Source organism: Sodalis sp. RH14, from assembly GCF_047324285.1.
GTDB lineage: Bacteria > Pseudomonadota > Gammaproteobacteria > Enterobacterales > Enterobacteriaceae > Acerihabitans.
Genome location: NZ_CP178739.1, coordinates 3,210,158 through 3,227,908, shown reverse-complemented (window position 1 = coordinate 3,227,908; position 17,751 = coordinate 3,210,158). Strand labels below are relative to the sequence as shown.

The 17,751-nt window shown below is 57.4% G+C and carries 17 protein-coding genes, 1 tRNA gene and 3 other RNA genes; 8 read left to right on the top strand and 13 right to left on the bottom strand.

Going from position 1 to position 17,751, the window contains the following annotated elements; translation table 11 throughout:
- Positions 1-117 precede the first annotated feature (117 nt).
- Together ACL2XQ_RS14685 and ACL2XQ_RS14680 are read left to right on the top strand one after the other, a co-directional pair.
- Entirely contained in the window at positions 118-867 is a 750-nt protein-coding gene (locus ACL2XQ_RS14685; RefSeq protein ID WP_410015267.1) for a MipA/OmpV family protein, read from the top strand.
- Positions 868-956: 89 nt separating this feature from the next.
- Positions 957-1,811, top strand: coding sequence for an aldo/keto reductase (locus ACL2XQ_RS14680; RefSeq protein ID WP_413730491.1), 855 nt, complete (start codon positions 957-959; stop codon positions 1,809-1,811).
- Positions 1,812-1,925: 114 nt separating this feature from the next.
- Here ACL2XQ_RS14680 and ACL2XQ_RS14675 read toward each other — a convergent pair whose 3' ends face one another.
- On the bottom strand, positions 1,926-2,798 hold the full coding sequence (locus ACL2XQ_RS14675) for a D-hexose-6-phosphate mutarotase (RefSeq protein ID WP_413739369.1): 873 nt from the start codon (positions 2,796-2,798) through the stop codon (positions 1,926-1,928).
- 87 nt (positions 2,799-2,885) lie between these two features.
- Positions 2,886-3,881: a glyceraldehyde-3-phosphate dehydrogenase gene (gene gapA, locus ACL2XQ_RS14670; RefSeq protein ID WP_410015264.1), complete on the bottom strand. Its 996-nt coding sequence runs from the start codon at positions 3,879-3,881 to the stop codon at positions 2,886-2,888.
- A 350-nt stretch (positions 3,882-4,231) separates the two neighbouring features.
- On the opposite strand from gapA, the gene msrB reads away from it, so the two are divergent.
- Together msrB and ACL2XQ_RS14660 are read left to right on the top strand one after the other, a co-directional pair.
- Positions 4,232-4,645, top strand: a complete 414-nt coding sequence (msrB, locus tag ACL2XQ_RS14665; protein ID WP_410015263.1) for a peptide-methionine (R)-S-oxide reductase MsrB — start codon at positions 4,232-4,234, stop codon at positions 4,643-4,645.
- Positions 4,646-4,733: 88 nt separating this feature from the next.
- The gene (locus tag ACL2XQ_RS14660; protein WP_410015262.1) at positions 4,734-5,006 is read left to right on the top strand and encodes a YeaC family protein; all 273 of its coding nucleotides are present in this window, start codon (positions 4,734-4,736) and stop codon (positions 5,004-5,006) included.
- Between the two features lie 74 nt (positions 5,007-5,080).
- Here the strand turns inward: ACL2XQ_RS14660 and pncA are convergent, their stop codons facing one another.
- The 3 genes from pncA to sppA all read right to left on the bottom strand — a co-directional run bounded on the left by pncA (position 5,081) and on the right by sppA (position 8,694).
- Positions 5,081-5,716, bottom strand: a complete 636-nt coding sequence (pncA, locus tag ACL2XQ_RS14655; RefSeq protein WP_410015261.1) for a bifunctional nicotinamidase/pyrazinamidase — start codon at positions 5,714-5,716, stop codon at positions 5,081-5,083.
- 13 nt (positions 5,717-5,729) lie between these two features.
- The gene (gene ansA, locus ACL2XQ_RS14650) at positions 5,730-6,746 is read right to left on the bottom strand and encodes an asparaginase (RefSeq protein ID WP_413739368.1); all 1,017 of its coding nucleotides are present in this window, start codon (positions 6,744-6,746) and stop codon (positions 5,730-5,732) included.
- A 97-nt stretch (positions 6,747-6,843) separates the two neighbouring features.
- On the bottom strand, positions 6,844-8,694 hold the full coding sequence (gene sppA / locus ACL2XQ_RS14645; protein WP_413739367.1) for a signal peptide peptidase SppA: 1,851 nt from the start codon (positions 8,692-8,694) through the stop codon (positions 6,844-6,846).
- Positions 8,695-8,946: 252 nt separating this feature from the next.
- Between sppA and ACL2XQ_RS14640 the strand changes: the two genes are divergently transcribed.
- Together ACL2XQ_RS14640 and ACL2XQ_RS14635 are read left to right on the top strand one after the other, a co-directional pair.
- Positions 8,947-9,498 (top strand): NAD(P)H nitroreductase, encoded by a 552-nt coding sequence (locus tag ACL2XQ_RS14640; RefSeq protein WP_410015259.1) that lies wholly within the window; start codon positions 8,947-8,949, stop codon positions 9,496-9,498.
- Between the two features lie 141 nt (positions 9,499-9,639).
- Entirely contained in the window at positions 9,640-11,592 is a 1,953-nt protein-coding gene (locus tag ACL2XQ_RS14635) for a DNA topoisomerase III (RefSeq protein ID WP_413739366.1), read from the top strand.
- Positions 11,593-11,669: 77 nt separating this feature from the next.
- Here the strand turns inward: ACL2XQ_RS14635 and ACL2XQ_RS14630 are convergent, their stop codons facing one another.
- From ACL2XQ_RS14630 to ACL2XQ_RS14595, 8 genes are all read right to left on the bottom strand, one after another.
- Entirely contained in the window at positions 11,670-12,074 is a 405-nt protein-coding gene (locus ACL2XQ_RS14630; protein ID WP_410016556.1) for a pyrimidine (deoxy)nucleoside triphosphate diphosphatase, read from the bottom strand.
- Complete coding sequence (xthA, locus tag ACL2XQ_RS14625; protein WP_410015257.1) at positions 12,074-12,880, bottom strand: exodeoxyribonuclease III; 807 nt, start codon at positions 12,878-12,880, stop codon at positions 12,074-12,076. The genes ACL2XQ_RS14630 and xthA overlap by 1 nt, the downstream gene beginning before the upstream one ends.
- A gap of 148 nt (positions 12,881-13,028) precedes the next feature.
- Positions 13,029-13,158, bottom strand: a non-coding RNA gene (locus tag ACL2XQ_RS14620) — RtT sRNA.
- A gap of 41 nt (positions 13,159-13,199) precedes the next feature.
- Positions 13,200-13,329: non-coding RNA, RtT sRNA (locus ACL2XQ_RS14615), on the bottom strand.
- A 41-nt stretch (positions 13,330-13,370) separates the two neighbouring features.
- Positions 13,371-13,500, bottom strand: a non-coding RNA gene (locus tag ACL2XQ_RS14610) — RtT sRNA.
- Between the two features lie 40 nt (positions 13,501-13,540).
- Positions 13,541-13,625, bottom strand: a tRNA-Tyr gene (locus ACL2XQ_RS14605).
- A gap of 135 nt (positions 13,626-13,760) precedes the next feature.
- Positions 13,761-14,609 (bottom strand): formyltetrahydrofolate deformylase, encoded by an 849-nt coding sequence (gene purU, locus ACL2XQ_RS14600; RefSeq protein ID WP_410015256.1) that lies wholly within the window; start codon positions 14,607-14,609, stop codon positions 13,761-13,763.
- Between the two features lie 66 nt (positions 14,610-14,675).
- The gene (locus ACL2XQ_RS14595) at positions 14,676-15,182 is read right to left on the bottom strand and encodes a YchJ family protein (protein ID WP_413722777.1); all 507 of its coding nucleotides are present in this window, start codon (positions 15,180-15,182) and stop codon (positions 14,676-14,678) included.
- A 430-nt stretch (positions 15,183-15,612) separates the two neighbouring features.
- On the opposite strand from ACL2XQ_RS14595, the gene rssB reads away from it, so the two are divergent.
- Positions 15,613-16,626: a two-component system response regulator RssB gene (gene rssB, locus ACL2XQ_RS14590; RefSeq protein WP_410015254.1), complete on the top strand. Its 1,014-nt coding sequence runs from the start codon at positions 15,613-15,615 to the stop codon at positions 16,624-16,626.
- A 206-nt stretch (positions 16,627-16,832) separates the two neighbouring features.
- Positions 16,833-17,735, top strand: a complete 903-nt coding sequence (gene galU / locus ACL2XQ_RS14585) for a UTP--glucose-1-phosphate uridylyltransferase GalU (protein WP_410015253.1) — start codon at positions 16,833-16,835, stop codon at positions 17,733-17,735.
- Positions 17,736-17,751 lie beyond the last annotated feature (16 nt).

Genomic DNA, 17,751 nt, shown 5'->3' with positions numbered 1-17,751 from the left:
ATTTAGACGTTAATTGTTCTTTTCTGTAAATAATCGGCAAACGGCGTTGGTTTACTTTACACTTCACGTTTATATTGCGGTTTGTTCGTTTTTTTAACACTACGGGAAGCATCCATTGTGAAAACTCACCCATTATCCTTACTGAGTCTCGCGGTAGCCCTGGGCCTCTGCGCCCCGGTGGCAATGGCCGGCACCTGGTCCGTGGGCGCATCCGCGCTGCACGCCACCAGCCCTTATAAAGGCGCCGACGACAGAACAATCCCGTTTCCCATCATTAACTATGACGGGGACAGCGTCTACCTGCAAGGCCTGAGCGCCGGCTATTATCTGTGGAAGGATGCGCAGAACCAGCTGTCGCTGACGGCCGAATATTCGCCGTTCGGCTTCAAGCCCAGCGACAATGATTACGGCTATATGAAGCAGTTGGATAAGCGGCGCGGAACCGCCATGGCGGGGCTGCGCTATAAGTATACGGCGCAATGGGGCATAGTTCGCGCATCCTATCTGGGCGATATCCTGGATAACAGCGATGGATTTACCGCCGATCTCGCTTATCTTTATCCTTTTACATTCGACCGGTTGACCCTGTTGCCCGGCATCGGCGCCAACTGGGCAAGCGATAACCAGAACGATTACTATTATGGCGTCAGCCGGCATGAATCCAGGCGCAGCGGCTTGGCGGAATACCAGGCCGACGACGGATGGTCGCCGTACCTGGAGCTGACGGCGGTTTACGCGTTGAACGAAAACTGGAATGCCTCGCTGATGGCGCGCTATACCCGGTTGAGCGATGAAGTGAAAGATAGTCCGATGGTGAATGCCAGCGCGACGACGCTTATCGGGGTAGGGATGACCTACCGCTTTTAAATGGTGCGCACCATGCTTCATTGGGGTGCATTTATGCGCGGGCGCACCAATCAGGTGCGCCCGCGGTGTTTTATACAACAGGAGGAACTATGGCCAGTAAACAGGTGATTTTTCCCGATGGGCATACCCTGCCCGCGATAGGTCAGGGCACCTGGTATATGGGCGAACGGTCCAGCGATATCCAGGCTGAGACGCGCGCGTTGCAGTATGGACTCGACCTGGGGCTGAGCCTGATTGATACCGCCGAAATGTACGCCGACGGCGGCGCGGAGCGCGTGGTGGGCCGGGCGATACAGGGCCGGCGCGAAGAGGTGTTCCTGGTGTCGAAGGTCTATCCGCAGAATGCCGGTGGCGCCAAGGCGCAGGCGGCATGCGAAAACAGCCTGCGCCGTCTGCAAACCGATTATCTTGATCTGTATTTATTGCACTGGCGCGGCGGCATTCCGTTGTCCGATACCATCGCCGCCATGGAGACGCTGCGCCAGGCGGGAAAGATCAAACGTTGGGGCGTGTCGAACCTGGACGTGGCGGATATGGAGGAACTGTGGTCGCTGCCGGGCGGCGATGCCTGTATGACGGATCAGGTGTTGTACCATCTGGCCTCGCGCGGTATTGAGTACGATCTGCTGCCGTGGTGCCAGGAACGGGGAATGCCGGTGATGGCATACTGTCCGCTGGCGCAGGCCGGCAAGCTGCGTAACGGGTTGATGGACAATCAGGCGGTACAGCGTATCGCCGGCGAACTGGCGCTTACGCCGGCCCAGGTGTTACTGGCATGGGTGATACGGCGTCCGGGGGTGATTGCTATTCCCAAGGCGGGAAGCCGGGCGCATGTGAAGGAGAATGCCAGGGCGCTGGAGGTGGTATTGAGCGCGGCGCACCTTGATGAATTGGATCGCGCGTTTCCCGCGCCCCAGCGCAAAACCCATCTGGATATCGTCTGATCTTAGCGACGACCCGAGAGGACCGGCCCGGCCCCACCGGCACGCTTTCCCGGTAACAAGTTCGCTGCAGTTTAGCGTGGGCGGCCCTGGCCGCCATGGGGCCGTAAGCCGCGGTCAGGCTTTACGTAGGCTGATAACCGTCGCCAGGCGCGCGGGGGCGGCCGGCGTGGCTACCAGCGGTTTATTGACGCGTGCGGTTTCCACGCAAACATAGGTTTTATAGCCCTCGTCCGTGATATCGCTGATTTTTTTCGCCAATTCCGCGCCGGGATTCCAGGCTACCACGTCGCTGTAGTGGTGATGATGGATTTCGATGACGCGTTTATTGCCCCGGTCGTTAATCAGGCTGATGTCCTGCGGGTGGGTATATACCCGATCCACTTCGCCGCTGAACGTGACGTCGCCCTGCTGTTGCGCGGTAACGCCGCCGTTCACCTTGTCGATATAGCTGTTGCCCAGTCCGCTTACGCTGACGTCGTTAATATCCTTGATATTAAAATAGCTGTGCAGGGCGGCGGTGTTCTGGAAATCGCCTTTGGCTTCCAGTTCGATGCTGCAGGTGCGGCCCAGGACAAATGTCGCGGTCAGGGTAAAGGGTTTCGGCCAGTATTGCTCGGTAACGGCGCTGTCGTGCAGGCTGAGGGACAGGGTGACCTGCTGATCGTTTTCCTGATGGACGTCGAGATGCCAGGGCAGGATACGCGCAAAACCATGGTTGGGACTGGCTACCTTGCCGAACCAGGGCCAGCAGACGGGCACGCCGCCGCGAATGGCCACGCCATCCTTGAATTCGCTGCCGTCGCTTAACCACAGCACCGGTTCTTCGCCTGCGGGCTGCCAGGCCACCAGATGGGCGCCCTGCAGGGTAACCGCCGCCTTGACGCGCGGATGATCGATGACGATAACCGGCAGTTCATCCATCTGACGCAAGCTGATGGAGGATGAGAGCTGCTCTTTGACGGGTAACGCAAAAACAGAGTTATGCATACATGAGCCTTGTGAAGTTAAGCATTGGAATCAAATAAAAAGGGCGACATTGCTGTCGCCCCATAAGCCGTTCTTTATCGACAATGATTACTTGGCGATATGGGAAATCAGATCCAGTACTTTATTGGAATAACCCGTTTCGTTATCGTACCAGGCTACCAATTTTACAAAATTCTTGTTCAGCGCGATGCCGGCTTTGGCGTCAAATACCGACGTCAGTTTTTCGCCGTTGAAATCGGTGGAAACCACGTCTTCATCGGTGTAGCCCATTACGCCTTTCAGTTCGCCTTCGGACGCTGCTTTCATCGCTGCGCAGATTTCTTCATACGTTGCGCTTTTTTCAATGCGCGCGGTTAAATCGACAACGGAAACGTTCGGGGTCGGAACACGGAAGGACATGCCGGTCAGTTTACCGTTCAGCTCGGGGATAACTTTACCCACGGCCTTGGCGGCGCCGGTTGAGGACGGAATGATGTTCTGGGACGCGCCGCGGCCGCCGCGCCAGTCTTTATGGGACGGGCCGTCGACGGTTTTCTGCGTTGCGGTGGTGGCGTGTACGGTGGTCATCAGCGCTTCAACGATACCGAATTTATCGTTAAGGACTTTGGCCAGCGGCGCCAGGCAGTTGGTGGTACAGGAAGCGTTGGACACGATATCCTGGCCATCATAGGATTTATGGTTCACGCCCATGACGAACATCGGGGTATTGTCCTTGGAAGGGCCCGTCAGGACCACTTTCTTGGCGCCGGCGGTGATGTGCTTGCGGGCGGTTTCGTCGGTCAGGAAGATGCCGGTGGCTTCTGCAACCACGTCAACGCCAACGTCACCCCATTTCAGGTTAGCCGGATCTCTCTCAGCGGTAACACGGATGGTTTTGCCGTTTACAACCAGATGGCCGTCTTTCACTTCCACGGTACCGTCGAAACGACCGTGAGTTGAATCATACTTCAGCATGTAAGCCATATAGTCGGCGTCTAACAGGTCATTGATGGCGACGATTTCGACATCGTCACGTTCCTGCGCAGCACGGAAAACAATACGGCCGATACGGCCAAAACCGTTGATACCTACTTTGATAGTCATATATTCCACCAGCTAATTATTAGTGAATAAAAGGTTACTTGTAAACTTACAAAAACCTCGCGCAGCGTCAAGCGGAATCGTGTCAATTATTGCTGCAAATCAAACGTAATCACACCATTTGAACGTAAATTGTCCGTTCCGCCGCCCGCACAGCTACGAATAAGATGGGGGCCGTAGCCCGCCATTTAAACTGCACCTGGCAGCTAAATGTGACATGCATCACACTTACCGCTCACGTCGTTTCTCGCCCTCTAGTTTAAGCTAAAAATCATCCCGGTGTTGTTAATTATTTGTTATAATAAGCCGGTTCAAAACCCTTATCATTCATTCACCGCCTGAGAATCGCACGTATGGCTAAAAATGATCCCGATCGCATCGTCCCCGACCATCTGACCGATATGCAGCGCCACGTCACGCAGGAGCGGGGCACCGAGCCGCCTTATAGCGGTAAGTTGCTGGAAAATAAGCGCACCGGCCAGTACCACTGCCTGTGCTGCAACGCGCCGCTGTTTTTTTCTGCAACCAAATATGACTCCGGCTGCGGCTGGCCGAGTTTTTACGAGCCGGTTAACGAGTCCGCCATCCGTTATCTGGACGACAACTCCCATGGTATGCATCGCGTGGAGATCCGCTGCGGCAATTGCGATGCCCATCTCGGGCACGTATTCCCGGACGGGCCGCAGCCCGGCGGCGCCCGTTTTTGCGTTAACTCCGCTTCGCTGCGTTTTAAGGACCAGGAAAATGGCGAAGAAATCGACGGCTGATTCGCATGTAACACACCCGCGCGTATCGCTGCCGGCGGAGGCAAGCTTTATCGATTCAGCTAATTATTCTTATGATAAGGAATAAATCGTGGACGTTGATGCGCTACTGGCTAACCTGACGCCTGACATCTACCAGCGCCTGAAAACGGCGGTGGAACTGGGCAAATGGCCCGACGGCGTTCCCCTGACCGCCGAACAAAAGGATAACTGCCTGCAAATGGTGATGCTGTGGCAGGCGCGTCATAATCATCAGCCGGAGCATATGAGCATCGGCACCGACGGGCAAATCGTGATGAAAAGCAAGCGCGAGCTGCTTGAGGAGCTGACCGGGCGACCGGTGGCGCGTATCAAGCCCGAATAGCGCGGCCATCCCGGCAGGCGCGGCCGCGTCACCATGCCGGGAAACGCCTATCCTTCGCCGGCGCCGCTTCGCGCTCAGACGCCGCGCATCATCTCATCCAGGGTCACCAGCCTGGCGCCGTGGCGGCGCATTTCCTCCAGCGCCCTTTGGCTGTCGCCGGCGTCCAGGTTGACGCCGCGGCATCCTTCGGTGAGCACGTCGGTGCGATAGCCCAGCGACAGCGCGTCAAGCACGGTGAACTTTACGCAATAGTCGGTCGCCAGCCCCATCACCGTCAGATGGGTGATATCCAGGGCGCGCAGCCAGTCATCCAGTTCGGTCTGCTGGCGATGGCCGTTATCAAAAAACGCGCTGTAGCTGTCTATCTCGGGCTGGCGGCCCTTGAGGATCTTCTTGTCAATCCATTGCTGGTGCAACTGCGGGTGCAACTGCGCCCCGGGGGTATCCTGTACGCAGTGCACCGGCCACCATACCTGGCTGAGACCGTCCAGCATGCCGGTATCGCCCACCCGGGCTCCGGCGTTGACCGCAAAACTGCCGTGCTGGCGTGGATGCCAGTCCAGCGAGGCCGCCACCGGGAAACCCGACCGGCGGCAAAAGGCCATCGCCTGGTTGGCGACGCTTATCACCGCGTCTCCCTCGGCGACCGCCAGCGCGCCGCCCGGGCAAAAATCATTTTGTAAATCGATCAACAGTAAGGCGCTGTTCATAGATCTCTCCCGTTCACTCTTTAACGGTTAACTCCCCGCGCAGGTTTTGCTGCATCAGACGGCAAATATCGGCGGCCGGCAGCGACTGGCTCAATAAAAAGTGCAGTTTGGTCAGGGTGGCCTCGACGGTCATATCAAATCCGCTGATAACGCCGGCCCGCGCCAGGGCGTTGCCGGTAGCGTAGCCGCCCATATCGACCCGGCCGGAAAAACATTGGGTCAGGTTGACCACGATGCTTCCGCGCGCCACCGCCTGGCGCAATTCATCCAGCAGCGCCGGGTGCTGCGGGGCGTTGCCCACGCCGTAGGAGCGCAGGATCAGCGCTTTCACCGGCTGGCGTAAAAAATTGCCCACCACATCGGCGGAAATGCCGGGATAAAGCGTGACCACCCCGACCGGCTGCGGCGTGATCGGATGACTGATAAGCACGCCGTCGCCCCCGCGCGGCAGCGGGGAGGCCATGCGGCGTATATGGATGCCCGCTTCCAGCAGCGGCGGCAAATTGGGTGAGGCAAACGCGTCGAAACCGTCGGCGTGGGCTTTGGTGGCGCGGTTGCCGCGAAACATCTTATTGTTAAAAAACAGGCTGACTTCATTCACGGGATAGTTGGCCGCCAGGTACAGCGCGTTGAGCAGATTGGTCTGGCCGTCGGATCGCAGTTCCTCCAGCGGGATCTGCGATCCGGTGACGATCACCGGCTTATTCAGGTTTTCCAGCATAAACGACAGCGCGGAGGCGGTGAACGCCATGGTGTCCGTGCCGTGTAAAATAACAAACCCATCATAGCGATGATAATTTTCCGCGACATCCTGGGCGATATGTTGCCAATCGTCGGGCGTCATATCGGAGGAGTCGATCAGCGGCGTGTATTCATGCACGGTGAAATCGGGCATTTCCGGGCGATAGAATTCCGGCATCAGGGCCAGCTGACGCTGCAGATGCCCCGAGACCGGGATATAACCGTTTTCGGAACGTTGCATACCAATGGTGCCGCCGGTATACGCAACATAAATGGATTTTTTTGACATGAAGGGACAGGCGTTGACGGGATAATACGCTAATTATACGTCCTGCAGGCAATAACACCAGCCCCGGACGGGGCTGGTATCGGTTGGGGCGGCCAGGTTATTGGACGTCACCGCAGGTAAGGCAATAGGCGTAACGGTTCTGGGGGTCGTTCAATTTCGGAAACGCGTTGGCCTGGGTGGAAAACAGGGCGGAAACCTGCGCGGCCGGCGCCGGCAGGAACGCCTGGATCATGACGGGCAGATGCGCATAAACCGCGGCGCTGGTTTGCGACATGACCATATCAAGCAGGCTCGGCTCATCCAGATACCAGTTCAGGTAGTATTGCTGTAATTTCGCCAGTTCGGCCGCTTTCGCCACCGCGTCGTCAAAATCCCCCAACTGATCGACCAGGCCGTTGGTCTTGGCATCGCTGCCGACCCAGACATGACCCTGGGCAATCTTATCGACATCCTCGGGAGATTTGTTCCGCGCCTTGCCCACAAGCGTAATAAAGTTCTTGTAGCCGTTCTCGATGTTGAGCTGCATCATCTGCGAAAATTCCGGCGGCAGCGCCTTGGTCATCGACAGATCGGCCAATGGCGAGGTGGCGACGCCATCGGTATGGACGCCTATGCTGCCCAGGGAATCCTCGAAGGTGTTGATAACGCCGAAAATACCGATCGAGCCGGTGAGGGTGCTGGGACTGGCGATGATGTAGTTGGCCGGGGTGGAAATCCAGTAACCGCCGGATGCGGCCATGCCGCCCATGGAAACCACCACCGGTTTACCCGCGCCGCGCGCCGCCTCGAGCTCGGAACGGATCATCTCGGAGGCGCTGACGCTGCCGCCGGGACTGTTAACCCGCAAGACGATGGCCTTGACATCGGGATCCAGCCTGGCGTCGCGGATCTGGCCGGCGGTCGTGTCGCCGCCGACCGACCCCGGGGTTTCCGGGCCGTCGATAATGGCGCCGTTGGCGAAAATCACCGCAATCTGGCCGCCTTTTTGCGGTTGCCGCGGCGTCTGGTAATCATAAATACTGACGGCGTTAAACGCGTTTTTTTGCTTGTTCCAGCCAAAGGCCTTGGTCATTTCCGCTTCGATGGCCACACGGGAGGCCACGGTATCGACCCACTTATTCGCCAGCGCGAACTGCGCCGTATCGCCGTCGACGGACCGCAGGCCGGCCACCATCGCCTGGGCGCCGGGGAACAGCTGATCAGACGTGATCTGGCGGTTTGCGGCCACGGTATCTACATAGTGCTGCCATAACTGGCCGAGCCAGCGGCTGTCGGCGTAACGTGCGGCGGGGGACATATCATCGCGCAGGAACGGCTCCACGGCGGATTTATAGGTGCCGACCCGGAAAATATGGGTATTGACCTTCAATTTATCCAGCAGTGATTTGTAATACAGATTATTGGTGGCCAGACCATGAAGATCCACCGCGCCCTGGGGCGTAAGGTAGATTTTATTGGCGAAGCTGGCCAGGTAGTACTGCGCCTGGTTGTAGCTGTCGCCGGCGGCATAGATCGGCTTGCCGGAGTCGCGGAATTCGCGCAGCGCCTTACCGATATACTGCAGCGAGGCCTGGTCCGCGCCGGCGAAATCCTTCAGCGAAAGCACCAGGCCGGTAATGTTGCCATCGGATTTTGCCTGGCGCAGCATATCCACCACGTCAAACAATGAGTTTTCCTGCAAACGGTTACTGGATGCGCCCAGTAATTCACGGCCGATTTGCCGTAATTTATTATTGACCGACGGCTTTTCGACCACCACCCCGGTAAGATCCACCAGTAAGGCGCCTTTGCCCGGCTCCGGCGCCGACCGGTGCAATTGCAGGTAAATACCTACGCAGACGACAATAATGAAAATAAGAAACAGGTTCAGGATAAATTCGCGGATGAAATTTAACAAACGCCAGCACCATCTGAAGGGGCCGGATATTATTCGCCACAATGTGCGCATGTGTGCTCCATAAAAACTACGTGTGCAGGAATCATAATCTAAAATCAACTCAGCAACGTTTAACCATCAACGTTACGATGGCTGAATAGTCGTCACGATGCCGATGAGAGTGTGTTGTCAGGTATCCTAAAGATCCCCCCGCTAAAAGTCAGCATTAAAGATAAGAAAAAATCCGCTTAAAAAGCGTCATACTGTTTCCAACCAAGGGCATATGTTACCGTAGCGGTCGTGCCCACCATCAGGAGTAAGGTAATGGATGCATTAGAACTTTTGTTAAACCGGCGTTCGGCGTCACGACTTGCCGAGCCGGCGCCCGCCGGCGACGTCCTGGATAATATTATCCGCGCCGGCATGCGCGCCCCGGATCATGGCGCGCTGCAGCCGTGGCGCTTTGTCATCATCGACGGGGAAGGGCGTACGCGTTTTAGCGAACTGCTGCACCAGTCGGCACTTGAGGCCGGGCTGGACGAAAAGGGCGTTGAAAAAGCCCGGCAGGCGCCGTTCAGGGCGCCGATGATTATCGCCGTACTGGCCTGGTGCGATACCCAGACCAAAGTTCCACGATGGGAGCAGGTCATTTCGGCGGGATGCGCAGTGCAGGCGATGCAGATGGCCGCCCTGGCGCAAGGCTTCAACGGCATCTGGCGCACCGGCCTGTGGGCGACGGCGCCGGCTGTGAAACAGGCGTTCGGCTGCCGTGAACAGGATGAGATCGTCGGCTTTTTGTATTTGGGTACCCCGCAGTTGAAAGCCTCCACCACTATCCTGGCGCCGGATACGGAGCCGTTCGTGCGTCACTTCTAGCCGTTCCCGGCGGGCCGGCGTTGCGCGATGTGCCCGCGCCGCGCGCCGGCGGCGCGTGGCGCGGCCTGGCCAACAGTGGTATCCTGATGCCCGTAGATCCGGCCCTGGCGGCCTGTGTAAGAGTAAAATAGAGGGTGCGCGATGCAGCTTTTTATTGCTGAAAAACCCAGCCTGGCCCGGGCGATTGCCGATGTCCTGCCGCAGCCCCACCGCCGGGGAGACGGCTATATAGCCTGCGGACCGGACCATGTGGTGACCTGGTGTATCGGTCATCTGCTTGAGCAGGCGCAGCCCGACGCGTATGACAGCCGCTATGCCCGCTGGTCGCTGACCGATTTACCTATCGTGCCGCAAAAATGGCGGCTGCAGCCGCGGCCATCGGTGCAAAAACAGCTAAATGTGGTGAAAAAGCTGCTGGCCGACGCCGCGGAAGTGATCCACGCCGGCGATCCGGACCGCGAGGGCCAACTGCTGGTGGATGAGGTGCTGGATTATCTGGCGCTGAGCGGGGATAAACGTCGCAATGCCAAACGCTGTCTGGTCAACGATCTCAATCCGCAGGCGGTCAGCAAGGCTATTTCCCGTCTGCGCGAAAACCGCGAATTTATTCCGCTGTGCGTTTCCGCGCTGGCGCGTGCGCGCGCCGATTGGCTTTACGGCATCAATATGACCCGCGCTTATACCCTCCTGGGCCGCAACGCCGGCTATCAAGGCGTATTATCCGTGGGTCGCGTGCAGACGCCGGTGCTGGGGCTGGTGGTCAAGCGCGATGAGGAAATCGAGAACTTTGTGCCGAAAACCTTTTTTGAGGTTAAGGCGCATATTGTGACACCGTCACAAGAACGCTTTGTCGCCCTGTGGGTGCCCAGCGAGGCCTGCGAATCCTATCAGGACGAGGAAGGACGCCTGCTGCATCGCGCACTGGCCGATCATGTGGTTACCCGTATCGCCGGCCAGCCGGCGCGCGTAACCCTGTATCAGGATAAGCGGGAAGCCGAGGCGCCGCCGCTGCCGTTCTCGTTGTCAACCCTGCAAATCGAGGCGGCCAGGCGCTATGGACTTAGCGCCCAGCAGGTGTTGGATGTCTGCCAGCGCCTGTACGAGACCCATAAGCTGATTACCTATCCCCGTTCGGACTGCCGTTACCTGCCGGAAGAACATTTTGCCGGGCGCCAGGCGGTGCTTAACGCCATCCAGGCCCACCAGCCGGACCTCATGACGCAGGCAACACTGGATAAAGACCAGAAAAACCGCGCCTGGGATGATAAAAAGGTGGACGCGCATCATGCCATCATTCCCACCGCCCGCGGTGGCAAAACGACGCTCACCGAGAACGAGCATAAGGTGTATGCGCTGGTGGCCCGGCAATATTTGATGCAGTTTTGCGCCGATGCGATGTTTCGCCGCTGCGTGATCAATCTGGATATTGCCGGCGGCAAGTTTGTCGCCAAAGCGCGCTTTCTGGCGGAAGCAGGATGGCGCACGCTGCTGGGCGGCAAGGAGCGCGACGAGGAAAATGACGGCACGCCGCTGCCGGTGGTGGCGAAAGGGGATGAACTGCTGTGCGAGTCGGGGGAAGTGGTGTCCCGCGAGACCCAGCCGCCGAGGCCGTTCAACGATGCGACGCTGTTGTCCGCCATGACCGGTATCGCGCGGTTTGTGCAGGATAAGGAATTGAAAAAAATCCTGCGGGCCACCGACGGGCTGGGCACCGAGGCCACCCGCGCCGGCATTATCGAGCTGCTGTTTACCCGCGGGTTTTTAGTGAAAAAAGGGCGAAATATCCTCTCGACCCCCACGGGACGCGGCCTGATCCATGCCCTGCCGCCCAGCGCCGCCAGCCCGGATATGACCGCGCATTGGGAGGCGACCCTGACCAAAATCAGCGAAAAACAGTGCCGCTATGAGGATTTTATGCAGCCCCTGACCGCTACCCTGCAAAGTCTTATCCAGCAGGCGCGACAGCAGCCGGCGCCGCCGTCACTGCGCGGCCTGCCGCCTGCCGCTGCTAAGGGAAATACCGGCGCGACAGGCAAAAAAACCTTCCGGCGCGCGCCCCGCGGTACGCCAAAACCCCAGGCGGGCGCCGCCTGAGGCATTTTGTGACGCCGTCACATTTTTTCTGCCGGCATGGCCATAAAAATACCTGTGCCCGGCGTTGGCCGCGCGCCTTATTGCCTGCGTATACGTATAAAAGCCTGTAACAGCGGCCCATCCGCGGGCGCCAGCGCATAGGTGGCGGCAACCGCCGGTGGAAGCCAGGCAATTTCACTGTGACAGTGTAACGATATCCTGCCGCTAAAAGCCGTCACGTGCCAGGCGTGCAGCTGGATATGGCGGTCGGGCAGCGTAAGGCGTTCGCTGCCGATATACGCGCCGATTAGGGCGTCGATAGACAACTCCTCTTGTAACTCGCGCCGCAGCGCCTGCTGCTGGCTTTCCCCCGCCTCCTGTTTGCCGCCGGGAAATTCCCACAGGCCCGGCTGATCGCGTCGGGCATCCCGCCGCGCCACCAAAATGCGGCCGTCGCGCTCGATAATGGCCGCCACCACCTCAATGACCGGGGACGGCGCAATCACAGCGTGAAATCCGCCCAGACCGGCGCATGATCGGACGGTTTTTCCATGGCGCGGATAGCATAGTCGATGCCGGTGGCCGTGCAGGTCTGCGCCAGCAACGGCGACGCCAGCAGCAGGTCGATGCGCAGCCCGCGATTTTCATCAAAGCCGCGCGAGCGGTAATCGAACCAGGAGAACCGGTCGGCGCTGTCGGGAAATTGCTGGCGGAAGGTATCAACCAGGCCCCAGGTCTGCAGACGTCCCAGCCATTCCCGCTCTTCGGGCAAAAAGGAGCATTTGCCGGTGCGCAGCCAGCGTTTACGGCTTTCCTCGCCGATGCCGATATCCAGGTCGGTGGGACTGATATTCAGATCGCCCATGATCAGCAACAGGGATTGCGCATTGTGGTGTTGTTCAACGTAGTGTTGCAGATCCTGGTAGAAACGCTGCTTGGCGGGAAACTTAACCGGATGATCGCGGCTTTCCCCTTGGGGGAAGTAGCCGTTGACCAGCGTCAGGATGCCTTTCGGGGTAGCGAAATCGGCCATGATAATGCGGCGCTGGGCGTCGGCCTCGTCCGTCGCGAACCCGCGGCGCAGCGCCAGCGGCTGTTCGCGGCACAGCAGCGCCACGCCGTAGTGGCCTTTTTGGCCATGGTAATAGACGTGGTAGCCGTGGCGGGAGACCTCTTCCAGCGGGAACATATCGTCATGCACTTTGGTTTCCTGCAAGCCGATAACGTCGGGCTGATGCTGCTCGATAATGGCCTCGAGCTGATGGGGCCTGGCCCGTAGCCCGTTGATGTTAAAGGAGACAAACTTCATTTTGTGCGCCATCAAGGAAGTGATACGTGATGGTAGCAGAAAAAAAAACGGTTATAAACGATGGCGAACCTGGCGAAGGTTTCATCCTCCCCCCAACGGGAAGTCGGTAATCCTGGGTGCTTTGGGAAATAACGAGGCGTATACAAGATGGTGGTGGGGGAAGGAATATTCGTCGCTGCGCTCCTCACCCTGCGGGCCGATGCTGGCGCATCGTTGTCTCGCTGCGCTCGGCTCGAACCTTGGTCGAAGGTTCTCATCCTCCCCCCAACGGGAAGTCTGTAATCCTGGGTGCTGTGGGAAATAATGAGGCGTATGCAGATGGTGGTGGGGGAAGGATGATTCGTCGCTGCGCTCCTCACCCTGCGGGCCGATGCTGGCGCATCGTTGTCTCGCTGCGCTCGGCTCGAACCTTGGTCGAAGGTTCTCATCCTCCCCCCAACGGGAAGTCTGTAATCCTGGGTGCTGTGGGAATGTATGCGGCGTATGCAGATGGTGGTGGGGGAAGGAATATTCGTCGCTGCGCTCCTCACCCTGCGGGCCGATGCTGGCGCATCGTTGTCTCGCTGCGCTCGGCTCGAACCTTGGCCGAAGGTTCTCATCCTTCCCCAACGGGAAGTCGGTAATCCTGGGTGCTGTGGGAATGTATGCGGCGTATGCAGATGGTGGTGGGGGAAGGATTCGAACCTTCGAAGTCAGTGACGGCAGATTTACAGTCTGCTCCCTTTGGCCGCTCGGGAACCCCACCTGGCTCAGAAATGAATATCTGGTCAAGCGGGGCGCATCATATCAAATAAGACGGCACTGTAAAGAACAAACTTGCGTTAAATGATTCACTTGCCGTTTTTTTCGGCACAAGGCGGCAAAACCGCCCTGGAACCCCTCACAAGATAATGGTGCGGTTACCGTAAACAAAGACCCGCTGCGCCAACACCCGGTACAATGCCCGGCTCAGGACGTTTTTCTCGACGTCGCGGCCGGCGCGCATCATATCCTCCGCGGTATAGGTATGATCGACGTTAATCACGTCCTGGCTGATAATAGGCCCCTCGTCCAGATTATCGTTCACGTAATGGGCGGTGGCGCCAATGATCTTTACGCCGCGCTCGTAAGCCTGGTGATAGGGCCGCGCGCCGATAAAGGCGGGCAGGAACGAATGGTGAATATTGATAAGCTGGTTGGGATAGCGGCGCACAAACGTAGGCGTCAGCACGCGCATATACTTGGCCAGGACCACATAATCAGGGTGGTAGCCATCGATCTGCTCCGCCATGCGCGCATCGTGCTCTTCGCGGGTAAACCCTTCGTGGCTGACCAGATGAAAGGGAATTTCAAACCGCTCCACCAGCGTGCGCAGCGTCTCGTGATTACCGATCACCGCGGCGATGTCCACATCCAGCCCGCCGTAGGTGCTTTTCATCAGCAAATCGCCCAGGCAGTGCGCCTCCTTGGTCACCAGGACCACGATGCGGCGCCGCCCGGCCTGGTTCAGCTCGCGCACCGTGCCGGCCGGTAAAACCCGATCTAGGTCGGCCAGCAGCCGCGCGTCGTCAAATACGCCTTCCAGCTCGGTGCGCATAAAAAAACGCCCGCTGCGATGATCAACGTATTCGTTATTTTGCACGATGTTTAAATGATGGCTGAAACAAATACTGGTGATTTGCGCGATCAGGCCTTTTTCATCCGGGCAAATGGTGCGTAAAATTTTTCTTTGTATAGTTTGCGACTGCATTAACTTGCTGATCCTGTCGAAGCCGATGATATGTCATGAAAAGCATACCGGAACGAACCGGCCGGGTCAGCGTCCACAACACTTCTTGTATTTGTTACCCGAGCCGCAGGGGCAGGGCTCGTTTCTGGCGGGCTGCTTATGCAGGCCGTCGACATAATACCAGCGATCGTCCATGCGGACAAAGCGTGAACGTTCATGGATAAAGCCCGGCCGCTGCCGCTGCTCATCAAAAAAGCGGGCGATGAATTCAACATAGCCTTCCTGCGCGTCCCGGCCGGCGGATTCCGCCTTGACCACAAGCCCGCGCCATTGCGTTACCGCGCATTGGGCGGTTAATTCAGCGCGCCAGCGCGCCGCTTCGCAGTCCGGATGCCAGGTGGCAATCAGGTAATCGACGTTACGTTGCGTGAACGCGGTATAACGCGATCGCATTAACTGGCCCGGCGTCCGGGGCGGGCGGGCGCCGCTGATAAACGCAGCGCAACACTGGTCCGGAGGCAGGCCGCTATCGCATGGGCAAAGAATATCCACAACACCTCTTGTCACGACGGCAAAGCCGCCTTGTATTACCATTGCTACCGGTCAGATCCGGCGCCGGGTACGGCGCGCGGACTGTAAAGACGCTATTTTATGCCATACCTCAAGCCAAGGCAAAAAATCAATGATTTTGAACAAAAAAGCATATGGTTTTACAACGAAAAGGCTATTTATCCTTGTCAAAATATGCCGAAACCGCCATCATTTTGCCCGGAAAGGGTGCATTTTTACCTAATGACTACTACGCTCCTTACTTAAGCAACATCATTTTAACGCCGTCGAGAAGGTTATCCGGCTTGTTGAATGGGGTATCAGGGGATAGGTCGGTAACCAATGTAGCCGATTGCTGTTCAAACGCAGGAACGCATAAATTATAAGCAACACACTAATCAGCCCCTGAGATTTCTTAAAAGTAAAAGTGGTCTGCTTGAGCCGCTGTTAAGCTGATTGGAAAAAGAGGTTTTTGATGGCGAAGCCGTTAGTAAACAAACAAATTTTAGTTGTTGAGGACGAGGCTGTTTTTCGCTCCGTACTGACGCAATTTCTTCAATCGCTGGGGGCCGTTGTTCATGAAGCATCCCATGGCGGCGAAGCGCTGAGCATGCTGCCTATCACTAAACCGGACCTGGTAATCTGCGATCTTGAAATGGCCGAAATGAACGGCCTGACGTTTGTGGAGCGTTTCCGCTCGGTGGATGCCGCCACGCCGGTATTGGTGGTTTCCGGTACCGATCAGATGACCGATATCGCCAAGGTCCTGCGGCTTGGGGTGCAGGATGTGCTGCTCAAGCCCCTTGATGATTTTGTCCGTCTGCGGGAAACCGTGCTTGGCTGCCTTTACCCCGATATGTTTACCTCGCAGGTGGACGAAGAAGAGCAACTGTTCCAGGATTGGGACGCCTTAAGCCAGCACCCCGGCGCCGCCGCTAAGCTGCTCAAGCAATTGCAGCCGCCGGTGCAGCAGAATATTGCCCGCTGCCGGGTGACCTACCGGCAGCTTACCATGGCCGAGCAGCCTGGACTGGTGCTGGATATCGCCGCCTTATCCGAGCACGATTTGGCCTTCTATTGCCTGGATGTGACCCGGGCGGAGGAAAAAGGCGTTTTGGCCGCCTTGCTGTTGCGCGCCTTGTTTAACGGGCTGCTGCAGGCGCATCTGGCCAATCGCGCCCATCGCCTGCCGGAGCTTACCACCCTGTTGAAACAGGTGAACCAACTGCTGCGCAAGGCCAACCTGGACGGCCAGTTTCCCCTGCTGGTGGGGTACTACCACCGCGGCCTGAATAACCTGATTCTGGTATCGGCGGGGTTGAACGCCACGCTCAGCGCCAATGAGCAGCAAATCCAGCTCAATAGCGGGGTGCCGCTGGGCACGATGAGCGGCGCCTATTTAAACCAGGTGAGCCAGCATTGCGACGCCTGGCAGTGCCAGGTCTGGGGCGCGGGCGGCAGATTACGGTTAATGCTGTCCACGGAATAATCGCATCCTGCGGCATGCGTTGCAGGTTGCCGTTTATTTGACCAGCCAAGTTATTAATTTATAACCCGTTCTAAAATGGGTAATTGTCCTAATTTCTTCACAAACCCCTCCTTTCATCAGGCACCTTCTTCGTAAACTGATATACTTGATAGGTTTAAAATTAGATAAAAAAATTTATTATCTTGATGATAAGAGAGAGGTGGTTGATGTCTGCAATTAATACCAAAGTAAGAAAAGCGGTGATTCCTGTGGCCGGTTTGGGAACGCGTATGTTGCCGGCGACCAAGGCTATACCGAAAGAAATGCTACCTTTAGTCGATAAGCCCCTGATTCAATATGTTGTCAACGAATGTATCGCTGCCGGCATTAACGAAATTATCCTGGTCACCCATTCTTCTAAAAATTCCATCGAAAACCATTTTGATACCAGCTTTGAGCTGGAAGCCATGCTGGAAAAACGCGTTAAGCGCCAGCTGCTGGCTGAAATCCAGGCCATCTGCCCGCCCCACGTCACCATCATGCAAGTGCGCCAGGGCCTGGCGAAAGGGCTGGGACATGCGGTTATGTGCGCCCATCCGCTGGTGGGCGACGAACCGGTGGCGGTTATCCTGCCGGACGTCATTATCGACGAATACGAATCCAACCTGAAAACCGAAAATCTCAGCGAAATGCTGGCGCGCTTCGCCGAAACGGGCCGCAGCCAGATCATGGTTGAACCGGTGGAAGACGTAACCAACTACGGCGTGGTGGATATCCAGGGCAAAGAATTGAAACCCGGCGAAAGCGCGCCGATGGTCAACGTGGTGGAAAAACCCGCCGCCGAGGACGCGCCGTCCAACCTGTCGGTGGTGGGCCGTTATGTGTTGTCCGCCGATATCTGGCCGCTGCTGGCTAAAACGCCTCCGGGAGCCGGCAATGAAATCCAGCTCACCGACGCCATCGCCATGCTGATGGAAAAAGAAACGGTGGAAGCCTATCACCTGAAGGGGCTGAGCCACGACTGCGGCAATAAACTGGGTTACATGGAAGCCTTCGTCGAATATGGCATTCGTCATGAAAGCCTGGGCAAAGAATTTACCCAATGGCTAAAAGAAACCATCGTGGATTGATTTTTTTTTTGAGCGC

What these genes read in the sequence shown, in the direction of transcription:
- ACL2XQ_RS14680 (WP_413730491.1), top strand. Translation starts at nt 957, where the DNA reads ATGGCCAGTAAACAGGTGATTTTTCCCGATGGGCATACCCTGCCCGCG.
- ACL2XQ_RS14675 (WP_413739369.1), bottom strand. Translation starts at nt 2,798, where the DNA reads ATGCATAACTCTGTTTTTGCGTTACCCGTCAAAGAGCAGCTCTCATCC.
- gapA (WP_410015264.1), bottom strand. Translation starts at nt 3,881, where the DNA reads ATGACTATCAAAGTAGGTATCAACGGTTTTGGCCGTATCGGCCGTATT.
- msrB (WP_410015263.1), top strand. Translation starts at nt 4,232, where the DNA reads ATGGCTAAAAATGATCCCGATCGCATCGTCCCCGACCATCTGACCGAT.
- pncA (WP_410015261.1), bottom strand. Translation starts at nt 5,716, where the DNA reads ATGAACAGCGCCTTACTGTTGATCGATTTACAAAATGATTTTTGCCCG.
- ansA (WP_413739368.1), bottom strand. Translation starts at nt 6,746, where the DNA reads ATGTCAAAAAAATCCATTTATGTTGCGTATACCGGCGGCACCATTGGT.
- sppA (WP_413739367.1), bottom strand. Translation starts at nt 8,694, where the DNA reads ATGCGCACATTGTGGCGAATAATATCCGGCCCCTTCAGATGGTGCTGG.
- ACL2XQ_RS14640 (WP_410015259.1), top strand. Translation starts at nt 8,947, where the DNA reads ATGGATGCATTAGAACTTTTGTTAAACCGGCGTTCGGCGTCACGACTT.
- ACL2XQ_RS14635 (WP_413739366.1), top strand. Translation starts at nt 9,640, where the DNA reads ATGCAGCTTTTTATTGCTGAAAAACCCAGCCTGGCCCGGGCGATTGCC.
- xthA (WP_410015257.1), bottom strand. Translation starts at nt 12,880, where the DNA reads ATGAAGTTTGTCTCCTTTAACATCAACGGGCTACGGGCCAGGCCCCAT.
- purU (WP_410015256.1), bottom strand. Translation starts at nt 14,609, where the DNA reads ATGCAGTCGCAAACTATACAAAGAAAAATTTTACGCACCATTTGCCCG.
- ACL2XQ_RS14595 (WP_413722777.1), bottom strand. Translation starts at nt 15,182, where the DNA reads ATGGTAATACAAGGCGGCTTTGCCGTCGTGACAAGAGGTGTTGTGGAT.
- rssB (WP_410015254.1), top strand. Translation starts at nt 15,613, where the DNA reads ATGGCGAAGCCGTTAGTAAACAAACAAATTTTAGTTGTTGAGGACGAG.
- galU (WP_410015253.1), top strand. Translation starts at nt 16,833, where the DNA reads ATGTCTGCAATTAATACCAAAGTAAGAAAAGCGGTGATTCCTGTGGCC.